The organism is Chitinophaga sp. LS1 (genome assembly GCF_034274695.1).
In the GTDB taxonomy this organism is placed as follows: Bacteria; Bacteroidota; Bacteroidia; order Chitinophagales; family Chitinophagaceae; genus Chitinophaga.
Genome location: NZ_CP128362.1, coordinates 7150841 through 7174948, shown reverse-complemented (window position 1 = coordinate 7174948; position 24108 = coordinate 7150841). Strand labels below are relative to the sequence as shown.

The following is a 24108-nucleotide window of genomic DNA, read 5'->3' as shown; positions in this document are numbered from 1 at the left end:
TGGATTTTCTTTCATGATTCCCGGAAAATCCATTTTCCATAAATATAAATGTTAAGAAAAACCTAAAGGTTGGGGAGTATTCACTTTATAAGCCGGTGTTTTCAGCGCCGCAGCTTCCCGCAGGGTGATCATCCGCTTCAGTTCCGGATCCCATACTTTGAGCTTTAAACATGCAATCACCTCCCTGATCCGCAGACTGGTGGTCTTTGCCTGTTGCAACTCCGGAATCTCCGCCATGGCCTGTGGCAAACGGTAAAATGGAATACGCGCATTCAGATGGTGAATATGATGGTACCCGATATTCGCAGTTACCCAGTTCATAAACGGTGACATTACCATAAAGCTGGAAGATAATAACGCGGCCTCATGATAACACCAGTCCTCACTATCATTGAATGTAACACCCGGAAAATTATGCTGGGCATAAAACAGGTATGCCCCCATACAGCAGGCGATGGAAAAAGGTATCAGGATGAACAGCGCCCATGCCTCCCAACCCAGGAAATAGATCACCGCCGCGCTACCGCAGAAATGCAATACCAGCGCTAACAGACTATCCAGGTGCTTTTTGGGACTACTTGCAAATGACTGCAGGCACATACCAATCATGAACATAAAGATGTAGCCACACAGGATCGTGAGCGGATGCCTGGTGAAGAGGTACCCCCTTCTTTCTCCACGACTCATTTGCTCAAACTTTTGTCTGGTAGCAATGGGATAAGAGCCAATGCTGGCACTGAACAGTTTTGAATTATGTTTATGATGATAATCGTGAGATCTTTTCCAAATGCTGGTAGGCGCCAGTACATAGATCCCGAAAAGGACCATGATGGCTTCTGCCGGTTTTGAATTATGTAATATTGTATGGTGCTGATGATCGTGGTAAATGACGAATGTCCGCACAATCAGGAAACCCGCAAAAATGCTGGCCGCCAGCCTTAAAATAAAATATGGCAATACCAGCGTGCCCGTCAATGCCAGTATCAGCAACCCCAAAGTTGTAGTGAGGTGGAACCAGCTCCTGGACCTGATTTCATTGGCATATGGTTTTGTTGCCAGGATAAGGTCTTTCCCTTCGCGCATAGAATGAATAATTTTAACGTTGTGGTATAATTAGAAATTATATGGTCGGTACCGCTATAGGTTGTGGTTGGCGTTTGTGTTTCCATCTTCTGTGAGACCAGAGCCAGGTGGCTGGCTGGGCAATGATATCCTGTTCCAGTTTATGGGTATGGATCTCTGTGATAGCGCCTTCTGGCTCGTTCGTTGGTGCTTCTACCAGCATGGAAGCTTCTACGGAGTAGTAGCCCCTTTTTACTTTGTTCACTGTTACATACACTACCGGGTAGTTCATTTTCTGCGCGATCTTTTCTGTTCCCTTAAAAACCGGGGTATCCTGGTTTAAGAAGGTCATCCAGTGAGCCGTAGCGGGTTGTGGTGACTGATCGGCGATGAATGCGGTGGCGTTTATTTCCTTCCTGTTCTTTACCATTTCGCGGAATGTATCCTGCATGGCAATCAGCTTTGTGCCAAAACGGGTACGCATTTTATACATCAGGGCATCCAGGTTTTTGTTGGACAGCGGATGATAAATCACATACAATTGCTGTTTGAGCAGAATGCTGAATGAATTGCCGGCCCATTCCCAGTTACCTTTGTGCCCCATTACTAGTATTACACTTTTCTCTTCTTCGGCCAGCTTGTTAAAGAGGGCGATGGTGTCCGGTGTAAAAACACAGCGTTTTAACATGGTCTCTTTGCTGATGACAAGTGTCTTGAATGTTTCGAGGAACATGTCGCAGAGGTAATGATAAAATTCCTTGCAGATTGCTGTCAGCTCTTTTTCCGACTTATCAGGGAACGACGCACGAAGATTATTCATGACAACTTTTTTCCTGTAAGAAAGAACATGATATAACAGGACGTACACTACGTCTGAAAGCAGGTACAATACTCTAAACGGTAATAGCGCCAGACCGTAAGTAGCAAATTGTAAAAGGTAATAGGTAAAGGACAATTTCTTCTAAAGTTTATGGAGTAAATGTATGGCAATTTAATAGTATTTAATAATTTCTGAGAATAAATATAAAAAGGTGAGCGAACGATTTTGTTCACCCACCTAAGTTGACTATTTCCTGAATCCTTTTTAACCGGGTTTCCGGTCGTTTTGCCAGTACTAGTTTTTGTAGATAATTTTTTTGCACTGACCTGCTTAAACCCGTGAAATGAGCCTTTGAACCCCTTCTGGATTTAAAAGCTTTCTCCAGGTCTTTGGGTATCTTTAGCTCTTCTACTTCGTCTAGTATAGACCATGACCCATTTTGCCTGGCCAGGTGGATACATTGATGGCCGGCAGGCATCATGAGTCCGGTGGCTATGAGTCGTTTTACTTTTTCTTTGTTGATTTTGGACCAGACACTGGTGGGCTTTCTTTTTGTGAAGAACTGCATGAATTTTTCTTCATCGATAGTTCTTGCCGTACTGTCGATCCATCCAAAACAGAGGGCTTCGTCTACGGCTTCGCTCCAGGTGAGGGTAGACCGGTTTGCCTGCTTTTTGTAATATACGAGCCAGATGAATGGCGCACTACTATGGTTCTCCTGTAGCCATTGGCGCCATTCCTGCCTGTTGGCCGGGCAAAATGTTTCCATTATTTCATCGCAATTAGGATCACATTTACAATCAAAATACCCACTAAATGATAGCTGCCGCTAATGATGCCGTACAGAATGGGTCTGGGAATATTGGGATTGATGGCGATGTTCACGGTATTCGCTACCAGAAAACCTATGCCGATCAGTAAGCCAAATTCGATGCCTGCTTTTATGGAGGAAATCTGTAGCGCGTACAGCAACAAGGCGGTGGTAATGGTAATGACCAGTGAGCAAATGGCGGGTCCGACGATGAAGATAGGCTTGTTGGGCAGGGTTTCATTTTCCTTGCCCAGTGAGCGCCGGTAAGGCTTTGGGAACCATACGGTGAACCATAGAGCGCCATGGATTGAGTAGGCTACAAAAGCGATGGCAACGCTTATCCAGTTTAATTGTGCGAATTGACTGATCATTGATTTTAACATTTATACAACAAAGCTATAAACCGGGTATGACAGCCCTATGTCAGGAGGGGGTAAAATTATTTTTAGAAAGTTTCTAAGAGGTTGTCCCTTTATTATGTGCGGGTATTACCACTTACTCTCCGCTGCGCAACTGGCAGGTAGGCAAGGGGCATAAGGTAGCTGTAGTTGGCTTAGGTGGCCTGGGACATATGGCAGTGAAATTTGCCGTAGCTTTTGGTGCAGAAGTAACTGTACTTAGTACTTCTGTCCGTAAAAAAGAAGCCGCTTTAAAACTAGGTGCACATCATTTTGTAGTCACTACCGATGAAGAACAATTCAAATCAGTACAGCGCTCATTTCATTTTATCATCGACACGGTCGCTGCTGATCATGATATCAATCCTTACATCGCTGCATTAAAAACAAATGGGGTTTATATCAATGTGGGTATGCCTTCAAAACCCTGGTCTATTCCTTCCTTCAGTCTGGCTGCCGGCAATAAAGTTGTAGCTGGATCAGGCGCTGGCGGACTGGCACAAACGCAGGAGATGCTGGACTTCTGTGCGGAGCATAATATTGTCTCTGATGTAGAGGTGATTAAGATACAGGATATACAGACCGCTTTTGAACGGTTGGAGAAAGGGGATGTGTTGTACAGGTTTGTGATTGATATGAGTAGTTTGTAAAAAAAGAGGAGGCTACCTTTTAAAAGTTTTAAAAAGTAGCCTCTTCTCTTCGAATTATTTCTTCTTCAACCCCGGGTTATTTCTTTTTCAGCCCCGAATTATTTCTTCTTCAACCCCGGGTTATTTCTTTTTCAACTTCGGGTTATTTCTTCTTCAACCATTCCAGGTATTTCCCCTCAAAAAATAAATTCCCCTCCTTGACCCATTGTGGCGTCTGCACGGTGAAATGATCTCCCGGATAATATACAAACTCAATACCCGCCTTCAGTTCCTTCATTTTCTTTTCCATCATTCTAATCGGGTAGTTCAGTAGAAAATTATCCTGGTTCCCTACCGTAATTCGTATCTTACCATCCAATTTATTTTTTACCTGCTCCCAGTTTTTCACCAGATAAGCAGATATATCATATTTCTTCCAATGATTGAACACGGCTGTATCTATCTCCCCTTTATACGGCTCTACCAATCGCAGCGGACTTCCATCCGGTCCTTTGGGCCCAAACACCGCATCAAATGAATGCATCTGTTCTCCTCTATAGATCACCGTTTCCATCTGGTATGCATTCCGCATATAGATCCATGGTACCTGTCCTGCAATAGTTCCTAAAGGACGTAACGTACTATCCTTGTCAAAATACATGTTCTCATGCGCATATAAATCTATCTTCTGAAAACTATGAAAATCTACCGGATCAGGAGAGCTGGACCAGCAGGCTGTAAACTGATCGGGATACTGTGTCTGTAACCACAATACACTCCAACCACCGCTACTATGGCCATGCAGGAAGCGCGCTCCATTACAACGATACGTTTTTTCCAGCTGAGGAATGAATTCTTTAATCAATGCATCCGCCCATGGTCCATTGTTATCACTGTTCGCATATACACTATGCCCTAATGGACAATTTCCATCCAGGTATACGCCTATACACGGTATGGTATCTATGGGTTCCATCGGATTCGGATACCCGGAGAAATAATGATAGTTACCAGTAAATCCAAATACTACAAACTTGACGGGAAACTTTCGCTTAGGCGAAGTATAATATTCCTTTGGTAACCGGATCGCTGCATTCAAAGAATAAGGTGTTTGATGGAAATCACTCAGCAATTTAGAAGGTACCTTTAGTTCTTTGATGTAATCAGTCTCCGTAAAGGTATATGCAGGGATGATGTGATCCGCCTGGATGCTGAAGGTCTCCTGACTTTGATAGCGCAACCGTATTTTTCGCGAAGTGCTATATAAATTACCGGGGGACTGCCCAATGAATTGTCCGCCCAGGTTGCGATCCCATACTACCTGCACATAGTATTCTCCCCGTTCCAGGTCAGGCAATGGAACAGGAAAGGTGAGTGCACTTGCCTGGATCAGGACCGATTCCCCGGGATTGATATTTTCTACATTTATCCTAACACAGGGGGCGTTATCCAGAAGTGAGGAGGCCTGGCGGGGTTCCTTCGAAGTTTTGGAAAGATAAACGAGAATGCTGCCGGTGAATGGTGTGGAAAGCAGGCTGTCGGGAAAACTGACGCTGAACTGCTGGGCGAAAGAATGAATACAAAAGAGCAGTGAGCAAACAAAAACGGAAGTTGATTTCATATAGAATATGTGTCTACAACCTAAATTAAAGAGAATTTTTATATCTTTTGCAATATTTAAAGGGTAGGATATGAGATTCGCAGTAATAGACCTGGGTACAAATACGTTTCATTTGCTGATAGCAGAAGGTGTAGATCAGATTTTATATAAAACGACTGTACCGGTATTGTTAGGGGAGGGAAGGATCAACCAAAATATGATCATACCGGAGGCAATGGAAAGGGGCATTCGTACGCTCAGGCAATTCAAAGCTACCATTGACAATTATAAAGTAGATACGATCAAAGCAGTGGCTACATCTGCCGTACGTAGTGCAGAAAACGGGCAGGAATTTGTAGCTAAAGCAGCAGAGATTGGGATTCATATAGAAGTGATTACCGGCGAAGCGGAAGCAGGATATATATTCAGCGGGGTGATGGCAACTGGCCTGATAAAACAAACGACCCTTGTGATGGATATTGGTGGGGGAAGTACGGAGTTTATTATCTGTAATCCGGAAAAGGCGCTCTGGAAGAAAAGCTATAACATAGGCGCAGCCAGGTTGATGCAGGCTTATTTTCATTCAGATCCGTTGAGTGATACGGAGCATCAGTCTATTATAGATCATTTACACAATACATTACCTGATTTAAAAGAGGCGTGTGCACAACACAAGCCTTCTTTGTTAGTCGGTTCTGCGGGTGCTTTTGAATCATTTGCTGCGTTATTGAATGATGGAAATGAAATAGGGGAGGTGGCTTCAGCGGGTTTGGATATAGATAGATACAAAGCAATTTCTAAAAGGTTAATTCATGCTACACACAGTGAACGTGCAAATATGAAAGGCTTAATTTCCCTGCGTGTAGATATGATCGTCATTGCTGCTATCATTACGGATTATGTATTGGAGCAGTTGAACTTACAGCAATTAAGCCTTTCTACTTATGACCTTAAGATGGGCGTTTTAGCCGGTCTCCTGGATGATTGCTTGTAGTCTGCGCGTCCAGTATGTATACAAACTGTGGGTATTTCCGCCCGATCCAGTCTCGCAGTTCCAGCAGGTGGGATGTTTCAAAGACAATGTTCTTATCTTTATCTGTGATGGCAATACTATTACCACCGGCTTTCATGGTCTGGTAGATGTTCCATAATGATTGTGCGTGCATTCTGTTGGGCTCAGGTCGATCATTGTAAAATGATTCTCCATACAGATGGGTAAAAAAACAATCATTAAAGTAAACGATAAATTCTATGTCATTCATAGATGTATATTATTTGTGGGTTATTGATATTCTTTTCGATAGCCGTTTCAAAGCCGTAGATATTGATACTATTAAGACGGGTCTCTTCATTTTGAATGTTTTGAGTTTAAACGTAAAATATGCGCGCTCGTAATAATAGGATCGTATAAAGATAAAGAAAGGATGGATTAAAAATAAACAAAGGTCCTGAGATTGGTTAAAAGGACTGGTTGGCTCAATCCGGGAACCCCAAAAAGGGAGTATCATATTTAGATACCCCCTAAAAAAACTATTCACCATATTTTAAAAGGAATTCAGGATTGATAGCTTTGAAGGTCACCCTGCTATGTACAAAGTGATTGTTGTACAACTCTATCCGTTCTTTTACAGGACGGATAACGATGCCCTCCGCCCATGCCTCTGTACAGATGCTACTCCTGATAGTGGCCTTCTTTACCAGTACCTCAATGTCATTTTCCAACACGTAATCCGTACTCAATACTGGTACAGTGCTCAGTTCCAGTGAAGACATCAGCGAAGTGAATCTATCAAAATCCAGGTATGCAGCATTGTCTATGTCAAATACATTGAAGAACCGGATGTGCTGCCCGCGTAACTTCAGTTTATTACCCTGTATACCTTCGCCAATCATTTCTCCCTGGAAGGCATAGTTGCCATTCAGTGATCGAAGTTTGTTTTCAATATCCTGCTCTCTGGCTACTTTCCATAGACTGTTCTCACTATCTTCCAGTAATTCCAGGTTACGGCTACATACGCCGAATTCACCATTGTTGATGAAGTAAGTGGTAGAGCTACCATCCAGCTTTTCAGTGATGTAGCAGGTCTCGCCAACGTATTTGTCGAGTATATCCTGCAATACCTGTACCCGGGTCTCATCCGTTTTGGGTATAAAACCGGGGAAGGGGCCTTTCGCCACGCCATTCAGACACGCAGGCATAGGAGGGTCGTATTTGGTAATGCCCAGTGCATCGGTGCAATCAGCGCCTTCCTCCACTTCAAAACCTGCAGGCAGGTAGGAGAGAGGGAAAGCAATGCCCTGGGAGATCTGGCCTCTCAGTCTTGCAGTCTTGATGCGCATGCCTCTGGCTCGTAAGAATTCAAATTCGGGTTTAGGGGGCATCAAACTATCGATCTCGCAATAGATGCAGAGATCACCGGGGTTAAATTCATCTTTCTTTACGACTAACTGCCAGCCAAGCACATAGGCTTTCTCTATGGCATCAGCACCTTCGATAGGTTCCAGTTTTTTGATCCTTTGGATACTTGCTAGTTTTCTCATGTTAAATGTAGGTTGGGATTAAAAAGAAAAAGCCCCGCAATTGCTTGCGGGGCTTGTATTATACGGAATAAGGTAATCCTTTATTTATCAGTACAATAAGCCCCACACAGCGGATAACGGAGATATTCGTCTCCGCTGATCATTGGTGCTATTTGTTGTACTTGTTTCATTTTAAAGTTTTGCGGGAGCAAAGGTATAGGAATTTTTTAATTTCATTTCACTATTCCAGATAAATTTTTCATTGTGGCAAATTCTGGTTGTTGTTCAAACCGTCCTTTATCTTTAAAACCATTCTTCACTGCATTTTTCAATGCTGTCGCTGCATGATCCGCATCTCCTGCACGAGCATACAATATCGCAGAGAAATAATACGCTTCGCTGTTGGTAGGATCCGCCAGTTCATAAAGGTCTACAAAATGTCTCGCCACCCCATCGGTATGACTCGCCATATAATGGTTGCTTACAGAATAGAACATCAGAGACAGATAAGCCAATAGCCGTTGGTTCATAGCGCCTTCAAAAGAGGGGAGTTGTGCCCCCGCATTCAGGCTGCTAATGGTTTTGGGCCAGTAAGCGGTATCCTGGGTACCGAGGTTCGCATTATAAGACTCCTTGGTATTTTGCTCTTTTATCAATACCGCCATCTGCTCTTGCGACTGTGTTTTATATGCAGGATTACTCAGGATGATATCTAATTGATTTTTAAAGAAATTATCATTTGGCATATAACTGAGCAATAACCTGCACTCTGTTTCCGCTTTCAGGAACTGATTCGACTGTACAGCCATTTCCATCCTTGTGCGGGTCTTCGCCATAAAATCTGGTGGCGCAGCGCCTTCATCTGCTTTGATACCTGCAAATGCTACATCCATGGACGTAGCCGGTGCCCATTCATGTTTGCCATTGTAAGTGATCAGGTGATGCTTCGTGTTGGTTTTGTTCAAAGCCATATGATACCCCAGCAGGTCTGTCAGGTTCAGGTCTCCTTCGCCCGCTACTGTGGTATAGGTAAAAGGAAAATCTCCTGGCGGCGTACCATCCGGTAATCCTGCACCATTGACAATCACCGATTTAATACCCGGATGATTCAATGCTACATATCCTGCAACTTTTGCTCCACCTGAAAATCCAAGGGTGTATACATGGTTGGTATCAATCTCTAACCGTGCTCTTGTATCCTTTTCCAGTGCCTGCCAGATGTTTTCCGTCGTGCTCCAGTCGTTCCCGTTTTTAGAATTATTACTCCCCACCAGGATATACCCATACTTGTCTGCCAGTGCTTTATAATTATTCAAAGGCAATACTCCCGCACCATGGGCATCAAAGCAATACATAACAGCTCCTTTGTGATCCGGCGGGATATACAGGGCATAGGTCTGCGATGGATTGGCCTTACAGACCACGGTATCAATGACTTTCCCGGTAGGGAAGCTTTCTGTATGACTACAGGCTGTAGCCTGTAATATAAAAAGGAGCAAAAAACATCTCATGGCATAAATGTAAATCATTTATTAAAGTCATTATCTTCACAGTCTATAAAAACCATTATTTTGAGCTTCAAAACCTTGCCACTAAGAGCAGCCCTGGAAAACGATTTGTTAGACTCCCTTACGACTGACTATGATCTGTTCGAAGAAAACCTGGATACCCTACAAATCAGGATATACGAAGGGGATACTGTACTAAACGAATTTTTAGACCTATATGACCTGTATTATGAACAGAATGTTGCTGGCATTATTGTAAACGGGAACCTCACCGTCAATGCCCCTATTATGGATTTTGAACTGGATACCTACAGTTGCTTTTTGTTGGTAAACGGTTCCCTGACCTGTACCCGCCTCGTAGCAGGCTGTGTAGAAATCATTGTGAATGGAGATGTAACGGTCGCCGATGTCATGGTCGCCTATTACAACCATGGCAATGTGGAAATATCCGGCGACCTGAATGGAGAGTTATTGATCATTGATGATCATAGTGGGAAGATAAAAGGTACCATCCATGCGGCCACTTATTGTCGTGGATGGCAGATTCCGGCTGCAGATTATACCGACTGGAAAAAGATCCTCTTACCGGAAATCGCTGCTCAATTGCTGGATGATGACAATTATCTTTTTGCAGGTGATGCAGGTTTCCTTCAATTATTAAAGGAAGGTGTGCCTGTGTTCAAATCTTCATTGAAGCATATTTCTGCCGATAATAATCCGGTTCCACAAATTGTAGGCTTTGATGTTATTAAACCATTGGTACAGCATTTACCGGCTAAGTACGAAGGCTATCCATTGGCGATGGTGGAAAAAATGCCGGAACGCAATGAGCTGAAATTTTTGCTCTACAATGGTACCACGGTACTGGAATCACTTGATCTCGATGTGCCGGATTATTTTGGCATTATTGTTATCGGTGATCTGATTGTGAATGGCAATATCATGAACGAAGAAACTGATGGTGCCTGCTCACTGATAGTATTAGGAAATCTAAAAGCAAAGAACGTCATCGTTGGAGGTCAGCTTATTTACGTAACCGGATATGTAGCGGTAAAAGAATTGCTGATGGGGATTTATAACCATGGGGAATTTAATAGTCAATCATATGTATGGGCACCGATAGTGGTTGCAGATGATTACCGTTTCCATTTCTCAGATTTCGCCCGTGTGAAAGTATTGGATTTTAATGATGACGATGATAAGGATATTATTAAAGAGAAGTTGATTGATGAATTGTTTGACCAGGAAGACTGGTTCTTATATTATACCACGGTGAAGGAGGGTATTCCTTTGTTAAAACCTTTGATCCAGCGCAATGTTATTTCAAAGGGAGATTTTCTCAACCTGCTGAATGTCCCTTTGTTTGGGCCGGATCATACGCGGGTAGCGATTAATGAAGATGGCTGGCATATTGCATTGAATAAAGGTGGGGAGATAGATGAAGAAGGAGACACTGTACCCAGTTCAATTACAGCTATTCATACGGATGATGAGAAGAATTTTTTCTGGTACATTACAGATGAGGATACCATTGGTACATTAATAGAGAATGAAGATGAAAGATGGGTATCGGCGCCGGTAGAAATGCAGGCAGAAGTGCTGAAGATATTCAACATTGCCGAAACGTATGTGAACCGAAAGGTCAATTGGAATAATAAGCTGATCAAAAACGTCGATAAAGAGCAGCTTTGGAAACTGATCTGGATGTTTAGAAATACACCTGATGAAACGATCTTTCAGGGATTGGCGGGGTCTGTATTCAACAGGGTATTGTATGCGGCGCAGTTTCCTTATGCATATATCTTTACTAAGTATCAGGAGGATAGCCAGCATCGTGGGTTAGCTGACAGTCCTTACTGGCTGGTAGGCGCTGCATTGTTAGATGGATTGATAGCAGCGGGACTGGCAGGTGAAATTACAAGGTCGGTGCCACTGTCTGAGCGGGTAGATGAACTGAATAGTATTTTAGATTATTATTGGGGCGTGAATATTCAGTTGCACGAGCGGTTTGTAAAAGATCCGATAGACAAGAGTTTTATGTGTGGATTGAATGGCATGCTAACTGAGGAGCAAGGTGCCTTGTTAAGACTGGATGTTGGTGTAGGTTCGTTTATTATAGCGGGCATGCATGTGAAAGATCTGGATATACTGAATGAGCTGATGCATCCGTTTGGTGTATTTCCTAAATACTTTACATATGCAGATGAGGAAGAAGAAGCGGCATTGAAAAAGATCGCGGAAGAAATAAAGACGGGTGATGTTGCCCTGTTAAATGAAGCCCGGGTGCACCAGCCTAAGTTATGGGATTATGTATACAATGAGCGGGGCGATGTGAAATACTGGCAGGAGTGGATAGATAATTTGAAATACCAGATAGAATTGAAAGCGGGAACTGCCGTGCTTTTCAGAGGGGAGGAAGATGCGCCGCCAATGGAGCCGGAGTTGGATCATTGGCTTACATGGTGTGAAAAGTATGGAGCGATCAGCGAAGAATGTAATATCATTTTAGAATAATAAAATAGGAGCCAATCTGGCGCCAAAGCGCATGAATCAAAAAACGGAGTGCCCCAAAAATTAGACTTTTGAGGCACTCCAAAAATATGATACATCCTTTTTAAACTTACCTGATCATTGGCAGATACTTCTTCCAATTCTCAAAAATAATCCACAACAATATCGCCCATATCACAGCAACCATCGGCAATCCACCTGGTGCCACCGTAATATGTGTCAACGCAACTCCCACCATTACAGGGAAAATAACCACAGCACCAAACGCCCTTGTTTTAGGAATAATAATTAATATACCTCCGAGTATTTCCGCTACTGCCACAAGCGGCATCAGCCAGGAGATCTCCATGAAGGCAGCATTGTCTGCCATCATGGCCGGCGGCAAATCTTTTTGTTCAGGCATGTAGTGAAAGAATTTGGCAAAACCGCCATTAAGGAGCAATAGCCCGAACAATACAGACAGAATGTTAAAGATTATTTTCTTCATATATTTTGGTGATTTATCATCCAGTTGATTCCGAATTGATCTGTAAAGCTTCCAAAGTATGCACCCCAGAACATATCCTGCAAGGGCATGGTCACATTCCCACCTACAGACAATTCATTGAATAATCTCGTCGCTTCTTCCCTCGTAGCTGGCTCTACATTGATATGCATATTATTGCCGGATGTCACGGTGAATCCCATTTCTTTTGGTGCATCTGTACCCATCAGAATATGTCCGCCTATGAGTGGCAATTCTACATGGATGATCATATTTTTCAGTGCTTCATCCATTTGCTCATGGCCAGGTGCCTCACTAAACCGTTGTATACCATTTACGAATTCAGTCTTAAAAACGGATCTGTAAAAGTTAAACGCTTCTTCGGTATTTCCCGGGAAGTTCACATAATAAGATACCCTGTTCCGATTGTCTGGTTTCTTCTGTTTACGCAGGTAAAACTGTGTGCTGATGTACTGATCCAGGTTTTCCAGTCCCGCTGTAAATCCTTCCTTGAAGCCCATCTTGACCAGTGTTTCCAGATCTTCCAATGCTTTAAACTGAAGCTCACAGGTTACGGTAGTGGAGTCAGCGTCTGTCTCAGCGAAATTGTTAGTCCAGTTAGTACTGGGGAAGGAAGTATTTATCACCCCGTTTTCATCACAAAAAGCATCCTTGCCTGCATACATTTTCTCTGGTTGAATGGTCTCATAGTCGAAGATACACCAATGCTTTTCATTTTCAGGACTCACCATGGCATAAAACCATCTGCCGCCTTCCCTGAAATCCATAGACTTTGTTTCTACTTTATAAGGTTTTGGGGCCCACCACTGGTCAAGAATGTCAGCCTCTGTCCATGCTGCCCATACGAGGTCCAGGGGCGCATTGAAAGACCGCTCTACCTTAATCTTTTTGTTTGCCTTGTCTACATCAAAGTTAAAGAGGATCGCTTTGTTCATCGCTTATTTTTTTTGAGGTTTGCTAATACGTTATCTAACTGGTCGAAACGCGTCTCCCACAATTGGCGGAACTGTTCAAGCCATTTGTCAATTTCTTTCATACGCTGGATTTCAAGGTGATAAAAAATTTCCCTGCCCTGATACTCCTGTTTCACAACCTCGCATTCTGTCAATACCCGCAGGTGCTTTGACACAGCCTGACGTGTAGTCTGAAAGTGCTCCGCGATGCCGTTCGGCGTCATTGCCTGCATGGCCAATAATCCTATAATTGCTCTTCTGGTCGGGTCCGCAATGGCCTGGAATATGTCTCTTCTCATGGGTGTAGGTTATTTATGAAACCATATGGTTGCAAATATATATGAAACCATTCGGTTTCGCAAAATATATTTTACAAAAAAAGCCCTCCAGCAATGGAGGGCTTTCTTAAAAAAAGTAAATATTAGTATCCCTGATTCTGTGTAAATGCATCGCTTGCATCCATAGCAGACTGTGGAATAGGATAAATTCTTCTGTAAGTCTCAGACGCTGGTTTTGCAGAACCTGCATCTGCAGCTTCAAACTTACCAAAGCGGATCATTTCTTTTCTTCTCCACTGCTCCCAGTACATTTCATATGCAATCTCGTTGTACAGGATATTTGCATCCAGAGAAGTGATTGCTACACCCGGTGCATTGTTATAATATGCTTCACGAGTTCTGGTGGTACGCAGCTTATTGATATCAGCCATTGCAAGGGCAGTTTGATTGCTACGGAAATAAGCTTCTGCACGCATACAATACATACCACCCAGACGATATAATGGGATATCTACATTGCTTGAGCTGTTATCTTTCTCAGGATCGAACTCAAACTTGAAGATACGTACACCACGGTTGATCTGTGCCTGTGTAAATACAGACTGTGCTGCATTATCGAAATTCAGTGCAGGTGTAAAGTCCATTGCCAGAGCCGTGTTCTTTTCGCAATACAGTTTTTCAACTGCGATTCTGCCGTCGCTGGTCATCTTCAGACTACCGGTGGACAACAGGATCGGACCATATTGCTGACCCTCCAGGAAACCACGGTTAAAGTGGAACCATGGCAGAGAAGCACTGTTTGGCACGAGGCTGGTAGCAGGTACGCTCACATCAGTACCATCGTTCTTAAACCATGTACCATCAGCATACTGGTACTTGCGGGAGAAACGCGGGTCATCATGATTACCATCCCAGGTAGCATAGAACTGAGGCGTAGTACATACCGCATTGGTACCTCTGTTTGCCGAAGAAGGCTTCTGGTTTCTTTCCATCGGCATATAAGCGAAGTCGTTATCACTGCTGCGCAGGGTATTGATGTCCTGCGAAACCACGAAGATCAGCTCCGGTCTGCCGGCGTTGTCGATATCAAAGTTTCTGAAATAGTTTGTTTCGAGATAGAACTGAGGGTCGTCTATCAACTTCGTCGTATACAGGATCACTTTGTCCATATCTGTACCGTTACCATCTACAGCTGCTTCGGTAAAGTCAAAGCTGGCACCATAGCGGTTTTTGAATACAGCACGGTTCATGTACATATCCGCCAGCAAGCCATAAGCAGCCTGTTTGGTAAAACGACCATTGTGTGTACTCTGTTCTTTCAGGTTAGCGAGGGTAGGAATGATCGCTTCTACTTCCCTGATCAGGCCATCGATCGCAGTATCTGCTCTCCTGATCTCCAATGGTGCATTCGTCACATATGGATTTCTGTAAGGCGCCTGACCATACAGGTCCAGGGTATGGAAGGTGTAGAAAGCGAGTAATCCTCTTGCTTCCGCAAGGAACAATGCCTGATTGGCATTACCGTTTGCCTGATAAGCACTGGTCACAGCAGTCAGTGATTTGGTAATACCACTGTTCAGGTTATTCCAGCCATTTGCTACGAGTGAGTTATCAGCACCCCATGTGAACTCATGGATAGCGCGGTATACACCACCATCACCCCAGTCACTACCACGGGTAGGTAGCATGGCTTCGTCAGTGGAATACTCCTGCAAACCAAATACGTTTGCATGGTCTACAAAGGTAGCGCTACCCAGCTGGCCATAAGCAGCAGCAATGGCATTCTCAGGATTAGAGTTGTTAGACCCCAGCACCTCATCAATCACTTTCTCTTTCAGGTCAGTACAGCTTACCATTGCTACAGTAAGCGCAATACCGATATATGTATATAACGATTTCTTTCTCATGTTTCTTAGAATTTAACAGTTGCACCTAACAGGAATGTCTTAGCAGCAGGGTAAGTCGTGTAATCGATACCCAGTGACTGGTTACCACCTACTGTTTTGGTTGTATTTACTAACGGATCGTAACCGGAGTAACCACTGATGGTCCACAGGTTTTGTGCACTCACATACAGGTTGATTGATTTCAGCCAGTCCTGGTGAGGGATGGTCAGCGTGTAACCCAGGCGGAGGTTCGCCAGACGGATAAAGTCTGATTTTTCCAGGTACAGAGAAGACAGCTGCACCGCGTTGGTCGTGCTGGCACCTGCTTCGTAGAATTTTCTCAGTACGTTGCGGTCAGATGCAAGGCTGTTGATGTTCAGATCCAGTGCGGTATTGTTTACCAGCAAACCACCGGTCTGACCAATGAAGTTGAAGCCCAGGTCAAATGCTTTGTAACGCAGGTTACTGTTGATACCGAAGTTGAAGTTAGGCAGCGCACCTTGGAAGATCTCTCTATCGTCAGAGTTGATCACACCATCTTTATTTTTATCTTCAAAGATGTCTTTACCATCCTTGTCATAGCCCAGGTGTTTCAGCATATAGAATGAACCTGCCTCATAACCGTTCTTGTAGATGTTGGCATTTACACCAGACAGACCTGGACCGGAGATGCTACCGGAGTAGAGCTCAGATACAGGCAGGTCTTTGATCGTGTTGCTCAGGGTAGAACCGTTTACATCCAGTGTCCAGCTGAAGTCTTTAGTACGAACCAGCTGGGTACCCAGTGTGAATTCAAAACCTTTGTTCACGATACTTGCATCTACGTTTTTCCATACAGTTGTGGTTGGACTGAGTGGCCCTGAAGGGATGTTCAGGATAGGATCTTTCGTCGTCTTGTTGTAATATTCTAATGAACCATACAGTTTACCTTTGAGGAGGGTGAAGTCCAGACCGATGTTCAGCTGTTCAACCATTTCCCATTTCAGGTCAGGGTTTGCAGTGCGGTTTACAGTAACACCATTTATCAAAGTCTGGTCGTTGTACAGGTAGTAACCAGATGCACTTGACAGGGAGTAACTCGCCTGGGTGATCTTGTTCGTTACTTCCTGGTTACCTGTCTGACCCCAGCTGGCGCGGAGTTTCAGATCCTGTACCATTTTCAGGTCTTTCATAAAATCTTCCTGCGAAATGGTCCAGCCCAATGCGAAGGACGGGAAGTAACCGTATTTGTTGTTGTTACCAAAACGGGTAGAACCATCCGCACGTAAAGAGGCGGTGAACATATAACGGCTGTCGTAGTTGTAATTGATACGACCAAACCCTGATTGCAGTTCATTCTCCTGCGCATAACCGCTAGGGCTGGTAGTGGTACCGGAATAACCAGGATTGTATTCAGGTGCCACACCTACACCCTGTGCTGCGATGCCCTGCAGACCATAAGTCGTACCGGAGAAAGAGAATTTCTGGTAAGAGAAACCACCCAGTAATTCCAGGTTGTGTTTGTTGAATGACTTGTTGTAAGTCAGGTAGTGCTCAACCAGTGTAGTCAGGGACTTCAGGTTATTCTGCTGGTAAGCACCACTTGGTTGTCTATCGGTATAGTTAGGGTAAATAGTCGTATTACGCTCAGAAGTAGACTTGTCTACACCATAGTTGAAGCGGTAGTTCAAACCGGGCAGTATCCTGAAAGCAGCTTCGATGTTACCCAGTACACGGAAGGTATTGGTATGATCATCCCAGATGCTCAGCAGGTAGGCGGGGTTGTAATGCGCGTTCATGTTGAAGTTGGTGTAAGCCCCGGTGGAGTCGCGCAGGGAGCGGGTTGGGTTCGCCATCAGTGCGTGAATGATGAGCTGACCATCGGAACCTGCGGTGTTACCGTTTGGAATACCGGTTTCATTGATATCACTTGCTGTCAGGTTCATCTTTACAGTCAGACGTTTGTCATCGAGGAAAGATTCTTCTGCATTCAGTCTTGCAGTGGTTCTTTTGAAGCTGCTTTTTTCAACGATACCATCCTGTGACATGCGTGACAGGGAAGCGAGGTAGCTACCGGTGTTGGTAGTCTTACCAAAAGATACGTTGTGGTTCTGAAGGGAACCGTTACGGTAAATTACATCCTGCCAGTCAGTGTTACCACCGTGATCGTAAGCAGGATCTACCAGTGCTTTGCGGTACTCCGCGGCATTGAGAACGTCCAGTTTTTTGATCACTTTAGAGTTACCTACATACATGTCGTAGGTGAGGGTAGGTGCGCCTTTACTACCGTGTTTGGTCGTGATCAGTACAACACCGTTAGACCCTCTTGCACCGTAGATAGCTGCGGCAGAAGCGTCTTTCAGGATCGTCATGGTTTCGATATCGCTGGTGTTGAGGAAGTTCAGCGGGTTCTTGGGTTCAGAAGAACCAAGACCGAAGTCAGGCCCGCCTGCACTCACGTTATCATTACTCAGCGGAACGCCGTCAACAACGAAGAGCGGTGTACTACCACTACGGATAGAACCCACACCGCGGATGAAAACATCCACACCTGCACCGGGTTCCCCGCTGGATTGTGCGATACGCACACCGGATACTTTACCCTGCAGCATATTGTCTACAGAGATAGGAGCACCCTGTTTAATATTATCAGCTTTCAACTGGGTCAGGGCACCAGTTACGTCAGCTTTGGTCTGGCTACCATAACCTACCACAACTACCTCACCCAGCTGACTGTTGCTGGAGGAGAGGGTTATTTTCATGGGTGTGCTGGTAGCGGCAATAATTTGTTGTGTGTAGCCGATAAAGGTGAACACGAGTTGGTCACCAGGAGCGGCGTCGATAGAGAATTCTCCGCGATCATTGGTTGTAGTTCCTTTGTTGGAAGTAACGGATTTGATAGATACACCGGGAAGTGGTGTGCCGTCAGCTCCGACTACGATCCCCTTTACAGGCGTTTGGCGAATGGCCTGTTCATAGATACTGTGGGTACCCGTAGCTGCCATGGCAGGGCTTGCGGCCGAGAGCCATACGGCTAGCATTAAAAGTAATTGATTGTTCATTGCAATCTGCTATTATGCTTGATGTTAAAAGACATAGTAAGTCCTTGCCCGGTGGGCAGTGATTAATTTTTATCAGGTTGAAATGATGCGTAAAGTGGGTATGCTACTTGACGATACACGCTAAATAAAACCGATTTGAAATACCACAATCAGAACGCATGGTGCGCGGGCGCAAAATTCAATTGATCATATAGGCGACTACCTTTATAAAACAGGGTGTAATGATAGTGCGCTTTCGGGAATTTGTTGTTAATTCAAAGTTAAGCTTACTTTAATTTAAATTATTCAGGATAGATGGCCAACTTTATTTGGTGAGTACCCATACTGCTTTTTGAAGGCAAATGAGAAGTGGGAGAGGTCTTCAAACCCTGATTCAAGGTACACTTCAGCGGGTTTCATATTCTTTTCACTGAGCTGGTAGTGCGCTAATTCCAGTCGTTTTCTGGTAAGCCATTTCTGAGGGGAGGTATTAAATTTCTTTTTAAAATCCCGGTGAAAGGTAGAGAGGCTTCTGCCTGTGAGGTGTCCGAATTTCTCAAGTGGCATGTTAAACATGTAATGTTTTTCCATGAAATCGATGAGGTCCAGTTTATAAGGGTCTTCGAAATTAGCGAGGGTATGATCGATGGAGGGGTCGACGGTTCTGAGTATGGAGATGGCTTCAGTGAGTTTTAAATCGGCGATGTTTAATGGAAAAGGATCCGTCATATCAAAGTAGGGTAGTAACGAAGAAAGGCAACTTTGCAACAGGGGGTGGGAGGTGAATTGACGGATGGAGGGGTAGTCGGGTGATATGGTTATAGGTTGGTTTTCGTAATATTTTTTGAGTCGGTCTACCGTCAGGTGCATGACCACTGATTGATACGAGTGGTTGGAGACGGTGATGAGTAAATTTCTTGGAATAAGAAATATATCACCCGCTTTGAACAGGTAAGTCGCATCCGCCTGCGTCACTTTCGTATCGCCGGAGATCAGCCAGACAAGCATGTGATGATCGAAGGAGACTTCGGTCGAGAAATGCTTTTCTGTTTGGGAGGAGAGCTTAATGTCGGGGGTGATATATTTCATATCGCTTGATTTATGCTAAATTAAAACGGATATCTGCGAGGGATTCGGTGAGTAGCCATAATTTTTCGGCATTGTCTGCATCGATAGAATATGGTTGAACACCAGTCAGCGAAGCAGGGTCCGCATAGTCATGGATAATCTGGCCATTGTCTGTTTCTGCCACATCGCAGTCTTCGCAATATACGCCACCTATATTATTTAATAAAGGGCTGGTAGCGCACCATATGGTGGTGGCGGCGCCTTGAGGAATGGTTTTAAGACTGGCGGCTACTTCGGGTTTGATCTTACCATCCTCACCAAAAGTACCCATTTCCTGGAACATGGAGATAGGTGCCTCCCTGCCCAGATCAGTGTCATTGACAGATCCTGGGTGCAAAGCGTAGGCACGTACGCCAAAGGCTTTGGCGCGGGCATCTAAAGCTACAGCAAAGAGGTTATTGGCAGTTTTAGACTGGCCATATCCCTGCAAGGTTTCATAATCCCTGTGTAAGAAATTAGGATCTTCAAAATTGAAAGGCGCCATCTGGTGACCGAAAGAGGATACGCTGATGACCCTGGCCCCGCCGGCATTTTTGAGTGCCGGCCAGAGACGGGCAGTCAGGCGGAAATGACCCAGGTGATTGGTACTTAGCTGGGATTCATTCCCCCGGTTGTCACGGCGTAAAGGTACCCACATGATGCCAGCGTTATTAATAAGGAGGTGTAAAGCGGTTTCCAGGGACAGAAACCGGGCTGCAAATGCATCGATGGAAGTGATGTCCATTAAGTCCATTTTCTCGATTATGACGCCTGCTATGCCCTTTAAATTGCGGGTGGCTTTTTCTATATCTCTGGCGGGGACGTATACCTTTGCGCCGGCATTAACTAGTGTTTTGACGGTTTCGAGGCCAATGCCTGCATAGCCCCCGGTTACGATGGCGGTTTTGCCTGTTAAGTTGATGCCTTTGATTACTTCAGTGGTACTGGTGGTGGCGTAATATTTACTGTTGAGCGGGTGTTGTTGTTCCATCTTTTTTTTTAACAAAATTAGGGATGGAACAGAAAGAGGGCTTTGTTGAGCGTGTCAGATTTACTTTGTTTTCCATGTCAGCCGTAGCTGATGAAATGGAAGGCTGCATCTGTTACAGATGCAGCCTGTTAAACTTATTGAAACGACCATAACTGATTACTTCCGCCATTGTTCTCATATTGTTCCACCGCAGTACCGGGTGTGACAGAGAGCGCCGGGATCTCTAATACCTTACCGCTTTGTACGCCTGTAATGGTATAATAGCCATCCGCGTTTTTCGTGATCATCCATTGCTGGTTGTCACCACCGCTGTAATCATACAATTGCAATGCAGCGCCATTGGACAGGGATTGTCCTTTTATATCCAGTGACTTTCCACTCTGTACACCGATGATCTTATACCGGTTATTTCCTAAAGAAATTACCTGCCAGCGTTGATTCGCACCAGCATTATCCGTCCATTGCTGTATAGCCGTGCCGGCAGCAGTACCCTGACCGGCAGCATCCATTACCAGACCACTGTTTTTATTGACGATGGCGTAGGTGCCGTCAGGAATAACGGAAGTGCCTTTTACATAAGGAGCCAGTACGGCCTGCAATAACCCTGCTATTTTTATATGTCCTGACTCACTGGGGTGCAGGTTATCTGCCAGGTAATCAGCAGTAGATTGGGTGATCCAGCCGTCTGTATTTACATAATGTACCTTCTTATCACCCGCTGCAATACGTGCCGCTACAGCAGCAGCAGTAGGCTGTGACCGGATTCCCAGGAATGTTCTCAATACAAAGATCTCTGCCTGCGGAAATTTAGTTCTGATACCGGTTAACAGGTATTCATATACCGCCTGAAAGGTACTGTCCGAATCCTCATAATCACCATCATTCGTACCCAGGTTTAATACAACCGCCTTTGGGGTATACTTCGTAAAATCCCATGCTACACGTGGTGAATAATTTGGCGGCTGTAATTTGAAATACTGGCTATCCATTGCCACGCCATGTCTTGAACTGCTTACCAGTGCAATACCGGGATAGGCGATTTGTGTATGTTCGGTACCTAGTGCTTCGGAACAGATCCATGCATAGTCCGATACATTTGCCTGATCATCGAGGTAACCAGCAGTAATAGAATCGCCGATGTATTCAATCAGGTAATCAGACGCCGATGGCTTGCTGGTGGTTGCACCCGCATCCAATACCATGCCCTGAAAACTAAACAGGTAGTCATAATCTCTACCCTGTGCAATGCTCAGGCTGTGGTTGCCTGCAGACAAAGGTGTCGCAGTAAGGTCTATGATACCACCTACGTTTTTGTAGGATACCCACGGACCACCATCTATACTCGCATAGAAATTGCTGGTATTGGCGGTCTGTAGTTTTACCGTAGTTCCTGTAAAGTTCACCTTGATATAAGCACCTCCCCAGTAGGCATTGAATTTCGTGCTATCACTGAAATCCCATCTGCCAAAGTAAAGGATATTGGAATCTTTCAGACTACCATAACCTGTAGCGGGAGCCGCGTAAGCTAATTGATCTGCTCTGAGCATATTGTTGTCATTTGCGCCCTTCGGGGTGCAGGCACCGAGGAGAAGGGTGAGCAATATTAGGATATAATTCCGTAGCATGAGTTAGGTTAATTTGAAATGACCTTTTAAAATTGGTCTTTATAAATTGTAATCGTCCTTACAGGGTGTTGCAGAAAAAGAAGAGGTATGCTCTTTATAATTTAGTAATGATCCACTGTTGGTTCGCGCCATTATTCGCCTGGTACTGCTCTATTTTTGTACCTGCTGTAGTAGAGAACGCCGGTACTTCCAGTAACTTCCCACTCTGCACACCCTGAATGGTAAAATACCCACCTGTAGCAGGAGAAAGAATAAACTGCTGGTTCGCGCCACCATTGTAATCATACAATTGCAGACCGGCACCATCCAATAAAGATTGCCCTTTAATATCCAGTGCTCTGCCACTCTGCACACCAATTATTTTATAATGATCACCACCTACACTTGTGATCGTCCATTGCTGATTGGTACCACCGCTATAAGTATACTGCTGTATCGCCGTTTCATTGGCCGTACCCTGACCTGTTGCATCCAGCGAAAGGTTACTGTTACGGTTAATGATCTTATAGGTACCATCAACCAGCGGACCACTGCCACCAATGATATGTTGTGTAGGATGCGTGGCCTGGTAAGGAGTTTCACCTTTGATCATTTTACCTGCATCATTCACCAATCTAAGATAGAAGTCAGAAGACACCGCTACACCATCCTGATCCAGGTTCACAAAGCTGGTATTTACAGGTGTCTGAGAGGCATTCTCTGCTACTTTGAAAATGGCAGTACCTTCATTCACCTCATCGAACATGGCAATGTACAGGCTATGTACGCCAACCTGTTTCATCACGGCAACCTGTGCCCACATGAAGTCACCATGATTTCTTGGCACTTCATTTAATGGATTGCCAGCATTCGAATTATGGAAAGAAAATCCTGGATAGGCGATAGGTTGATAATCCATGCCATGTGCTTCGCAGTAATCAAAATCTCCCTGGATCCAGGGTTGATAAGTAGATCCCACTTGTGCAGCGACAGCCCATGGCGCCAGCATATTGAATGAATTGTATACGCTGGTAAAGTTGCTCCGTGAAAACACATTTGGTGTACGCCAGTCCATCGGCACACTACCAATTACATAGCAGCCCTGATCTTTGAACCAGCTGATCACATCCAGGCATTGTGCAGAATCGCCGGGACCTGGGGCAGGTGCACCCTGGTAGCCCATCCCAAAAATGCAGATCACAGGTTTACCATTTTGTTTGGCATAAGCAGGAGAGGAGAGCAAATTTAATGTACCGAGAATGGTATTGGTAAAGTCAGATTTTAAACGTTCCTGCATGTTGGCGTCGCCCGAAACATCGTACATGATATAAAACTTACGGCCGGTGAGTTCTGCTGCCGTTCTTACTTTTTGCGCCATGTTATCACGCATGGATTTAAAAGCCGGATCAGCCAGTTCGCCGGAGAAACGCTGGAGTGCCGCGGCATCAATACCGTTTTCCTGCATCCATCTGAAGTGTGTGTTTACAGTTGCCTGGTCATAAGAAGAGAACATCTTTGCAGTATCTCCATTTGCAAGGTTGGGAAAAGTGCTGGCATAGGTGATTTCATATTCACGCATATCCGGCCACATATCCAGGTTTTGGTGGGTCCATCTGTTTACGGCAGAGCCATCGCCGGGAGCATTGAACCATCCCTGGTAGCCAACGGTCACTTTGCCGACCACATCTCCGACAGGAGAGCTGGCAGCGTCAGCTGCTGCAACAGTGGGGGCTTTTTCACTCAATTCTTTTTTTGTACAGCCAGATAAAAGGGCAAGCAGTAGCCCAGTGGTGAGAAAGGTTTTCATCATAAGAATATTGGTTATTTCTGGCAACGGGGTTGGCGAATACTATGCCATATTAACAATGGTTTGCCAATGAGTAAGTTGTGGAAAATGGGTAGGGA

At 44.6% G+C, this 24108-nt stretch carries 20 protein-coding genes; 3 read left to right on the top strand and 17 right to left on the bottom strand.

Translation table 11 applies throughout. The annotated features are described in order from the left end of the window. Positions 1-51: 51 nt before the first annotated feature. The 4 genes from QQL36_RS29280 to QQL36_RS29265 form a co-directional block, all read right to left on the bottom strand. The gene (locus QQL36_RS29280; protein WP_321567704.1) at positions 52-1083 is read right to left on the bottom strand and encodes a fatty acid desaturase family protein; all 1032 of its coding nucleotides are present in this window, start codon (positions 1081-1083) and stop codon (positions 52-54) included. Positions 1084-1120: 37 nt separating this feature from the next. Continuing rightward, on the bottom strand, positions 1121-2017 hold the full coding sequence (locus QQL36_RS29275; RefSeq protein WP_321567703.1) for a lysophospholipid acyltransferase family protein: 897 nt from the start codon (positions 2015-2017) through the stop codon (positions 1121-1123). 94 nt (positions 2018-2111) lie between these two features. Beyond that, a complete protein-coding gene (locus QQL36_RS29270) occupies positions 2112-2651 on the bottom strand; it encodes a YdeI/OmpD-associated family protein (RefSeq protein ID WP_083724292.1) in 540 nt (179 codons plus the stop codon). Beyond that, the gene (locus QQL36_RS29265) at positions 2651-3064 is read right to left on the bottom strand and encodes a DUF1761 domain-containing protein (RefSeq protein ID WP_321567702.1); all 414 of its coding nucleotides are present in this window, start codon (positions 3062-3064) and stop codon (positions 2651-2653) included. The genes QQL36_RS29270 and QQL36_RS29265 overlap by 1 nt, the downstream gene beginning before the upstream one ends. A 200-nt stretch (positions 3065-3264) precedes the next feature. Here QQL36_RS29265 and QQL36_RS29260 point away from each other — a divergent pair, with 200 nt between their 5' ends. Further along, entirely contained in the window at positions 3265-3741 is a 477-nt protein-coding gene (locus QQL36_RS29260) for a zinc-binding dehydrogenase (protein ID WP_415751037.1), read from the top strand. A 142-nt stretch (positions 3742-3883) separates the two neighbouring features. On the opposite strand, the gene QQL36_RS29255 is transcribed toward QQL36_RS29260, so the two are convergent. After that, a complete protein-coding gene (locus tag QQL36_RS29255; protein ID WP_321567701.1) occupies positions 3884-5341 on the bottom strand; it encodes an alpha/beta hydrolase-fold protein in 1458 nt (485 codons plus the stop codon). A gap of 70 nt (positions 5342-5411) precedes the next feature. On the opposite strand from QQL36_RS29255, the gene QQL36_RS29250 reads away from it, so the two are divergent. Next, positions 5412-6314, top strand: coding sequence for an exopolyphosphatase (locus tag QQL36_RS29250; protein ID WP_321567700.1), 903 nt, complete (start codon positions 5412-5414; stop codon positions 6312-6314). Here QQL36_RS29250 and QQL36_RS29245 read toward each other — a convergent pair. The 3 genes from QQL36_RS29245 to QQL36_RS29235 all read right to left on the bottom strand — a co-directional run bounded on the left by QQL36_RS29245 (position 6271) and on the right by QQL36_RS29235 (position 9351). Then, positions 6271-6582 carry a hypothetical protein gene (locus QQL36_RS29245; RefSeq protein ID WP_321567699.1) on the bottom strand — a complete coding sequence of 104 codons (312 nt, stop codon included), beginning with the start codon at positions 6580-6582 and terminating at the stop codon, positions 6271-6273. The two genes, QQL36_RS29250 and QQL36_RS29245, sit on opposite strands and share 44 nt — an antisense overlap. Before the next feature lie 268 nt (positions 6583-6850). After that, complete coding sequence (locus tag QQL36_RS29240; protein ID WP_321567698.1) at positions 6851-7861, bottom strand: RNA ligase (ATP); 1011 nt, start codon at positions 7859-7861, stop codon at positions 6851-6853. Between the two features lie 212 nt (positions 7862-8073). Next, a complete protein-coding gene (locus QQL36_RS29235; protein WP_321567697.1) occupies positions 8074-9351 on the bottom strand; it encodes a hypothetical protein in 1278 nt (425 codons plus the stop codon). A 60-nt stretch (positions 9352-9411) separates the two neighbouring features. Between QQL36_RS29235 and QQL36_RS29230 the strand changes: the two genes are divergently transcribed. Continuing rightward, positions 9412-11862, top strand: a complete 2451-nt coding sequence (locus tag QQL36_RS29230) for a hypothetical protein (protein WP_321567696.1) — start codon at positions 9412-9414, stop codon at positions 11860-11862. Between the two features lie 106 nt (positions 11863-11968). On the opposite strand, the gene QQL36_RS29225 is transcribed toward QQL36_RS29230, so the two are convergent. The 9 genes from QQL36_RS29225 to QQL36_RS29185 all read right to left on the bottom strand — a co-directional run bounded on the left by QQL36_RS29225 (position 11969) and on the right by QQL36_RS29185 (position 24013). Further along, positions 11969-12346: a DoxX family protein gene (locus QQL36_RS29225; RefSeq protein WP_083724276.1), complete on the bottom strand. Its 378-nt coding sequence runs from the start codon at positions 12344-12346 to the stop codon at positions 11969-11971. Continuing rightward, positions 12343-13299: an SRPBCC domain-containing protein gene (locus tag QQL36_RS29220; protein ID WP_321567695.1), complete on the bottom strand. Its 957-nt coding sequence runs from the start codon at positions 13297-13299 to the stop codon at positions 12343-12345. Before QQL36_RS29220 ends, QQL36_RS29225 begins: the two co-directional genes overlap by 4 nt. Next, positions 13296-13616, bottom strand: coding sequence for a metalloregulator ArsR/SmtB family transcription factor (locus tag QQL36_RS29215; RefSeq protein WP_320575424.1), 321 nt, complete (start codon positions 13614-13616; stop codon positions 13296-13298). Before QQL36_RS29215 ends, QQL36_RS29220 begins: the two co-directional genes overlap by 4 nt. 122 nt (positions 13617-13738) lie before the next feature. Further along, the gene (locus QQL36_RS29210; protein WP_321567694.1) at positions 13739-15502 is read right to left on the bottom strand and encodes a RagB/SusD family nutrient uptake outer membrane protein; all 1764 of its coding nucleotides are present in this window, start codon (positions 15500-15502) and stop codon (positions 13739-13741) included. Between the two features lie 5 nt (positions 15503-15507). Next, complete coding sequence (locus tag QQL36_RS29205) at positions 15508-18522, bottom strand: TonB-dependent receptor (RefSeq protein ID WP_321567693.1); 3015 nt, start codon at positions 18520-18522, stop codon at positions 15508-15510. Positions 18523-18807: 285 nt separating this feature from the next. Next, positions 18808-19590 (bottom strand): AraC family transcriptional regulator, encoded by a 783-nt coding sequence (locus tag QQL36_RS29200; RefSeq protein WP_321567692.1) that lies wholly within the window; start codon positions 19588-19590, stop codon positions 18808-18810. Between the two features lie 10 nt (positions 19591-19600). Beyond that, positions 19601-20599: an SDR family NAD(P)-dependent oxidoreductase gene (locus QQL36_RS29195; protein ID WP_083724266.1), complete on the bottom strand. Its 999-nt coding sequence runs from the start codon at positions 20597-20599 to the stop codon at positions 19601-19603. Between the two features lie 134 nt (positions 20600-20733). Beyond that, on the bottom strand, positions 20734-22224 hold the full coding sequence (locus QQL36_RS29190) for an RICIN domain-containing protein (RefSeq protein ID WP_083724264.1): 1491 nt from the start codon (positions 22222-22224) through the stop codon (positions 20734-20736). Between the two features lie 94 nt (positions 22225-22318). Then, positions 22319-24013 carry an RICIN domain-containing protein gene (locus tag QQL36_RS29185; RefSeq protein WP_321567691.1) on the bottom strand — a complete coding sequence of 565 codons (1695 nt, stop codon included), beginning with the start codon at positions 24011-24013 and terminating at the stop codon, positions 22319-22321. Between the last annotated feature and the right edge of the window lie 95 nt (positions 24014-24108).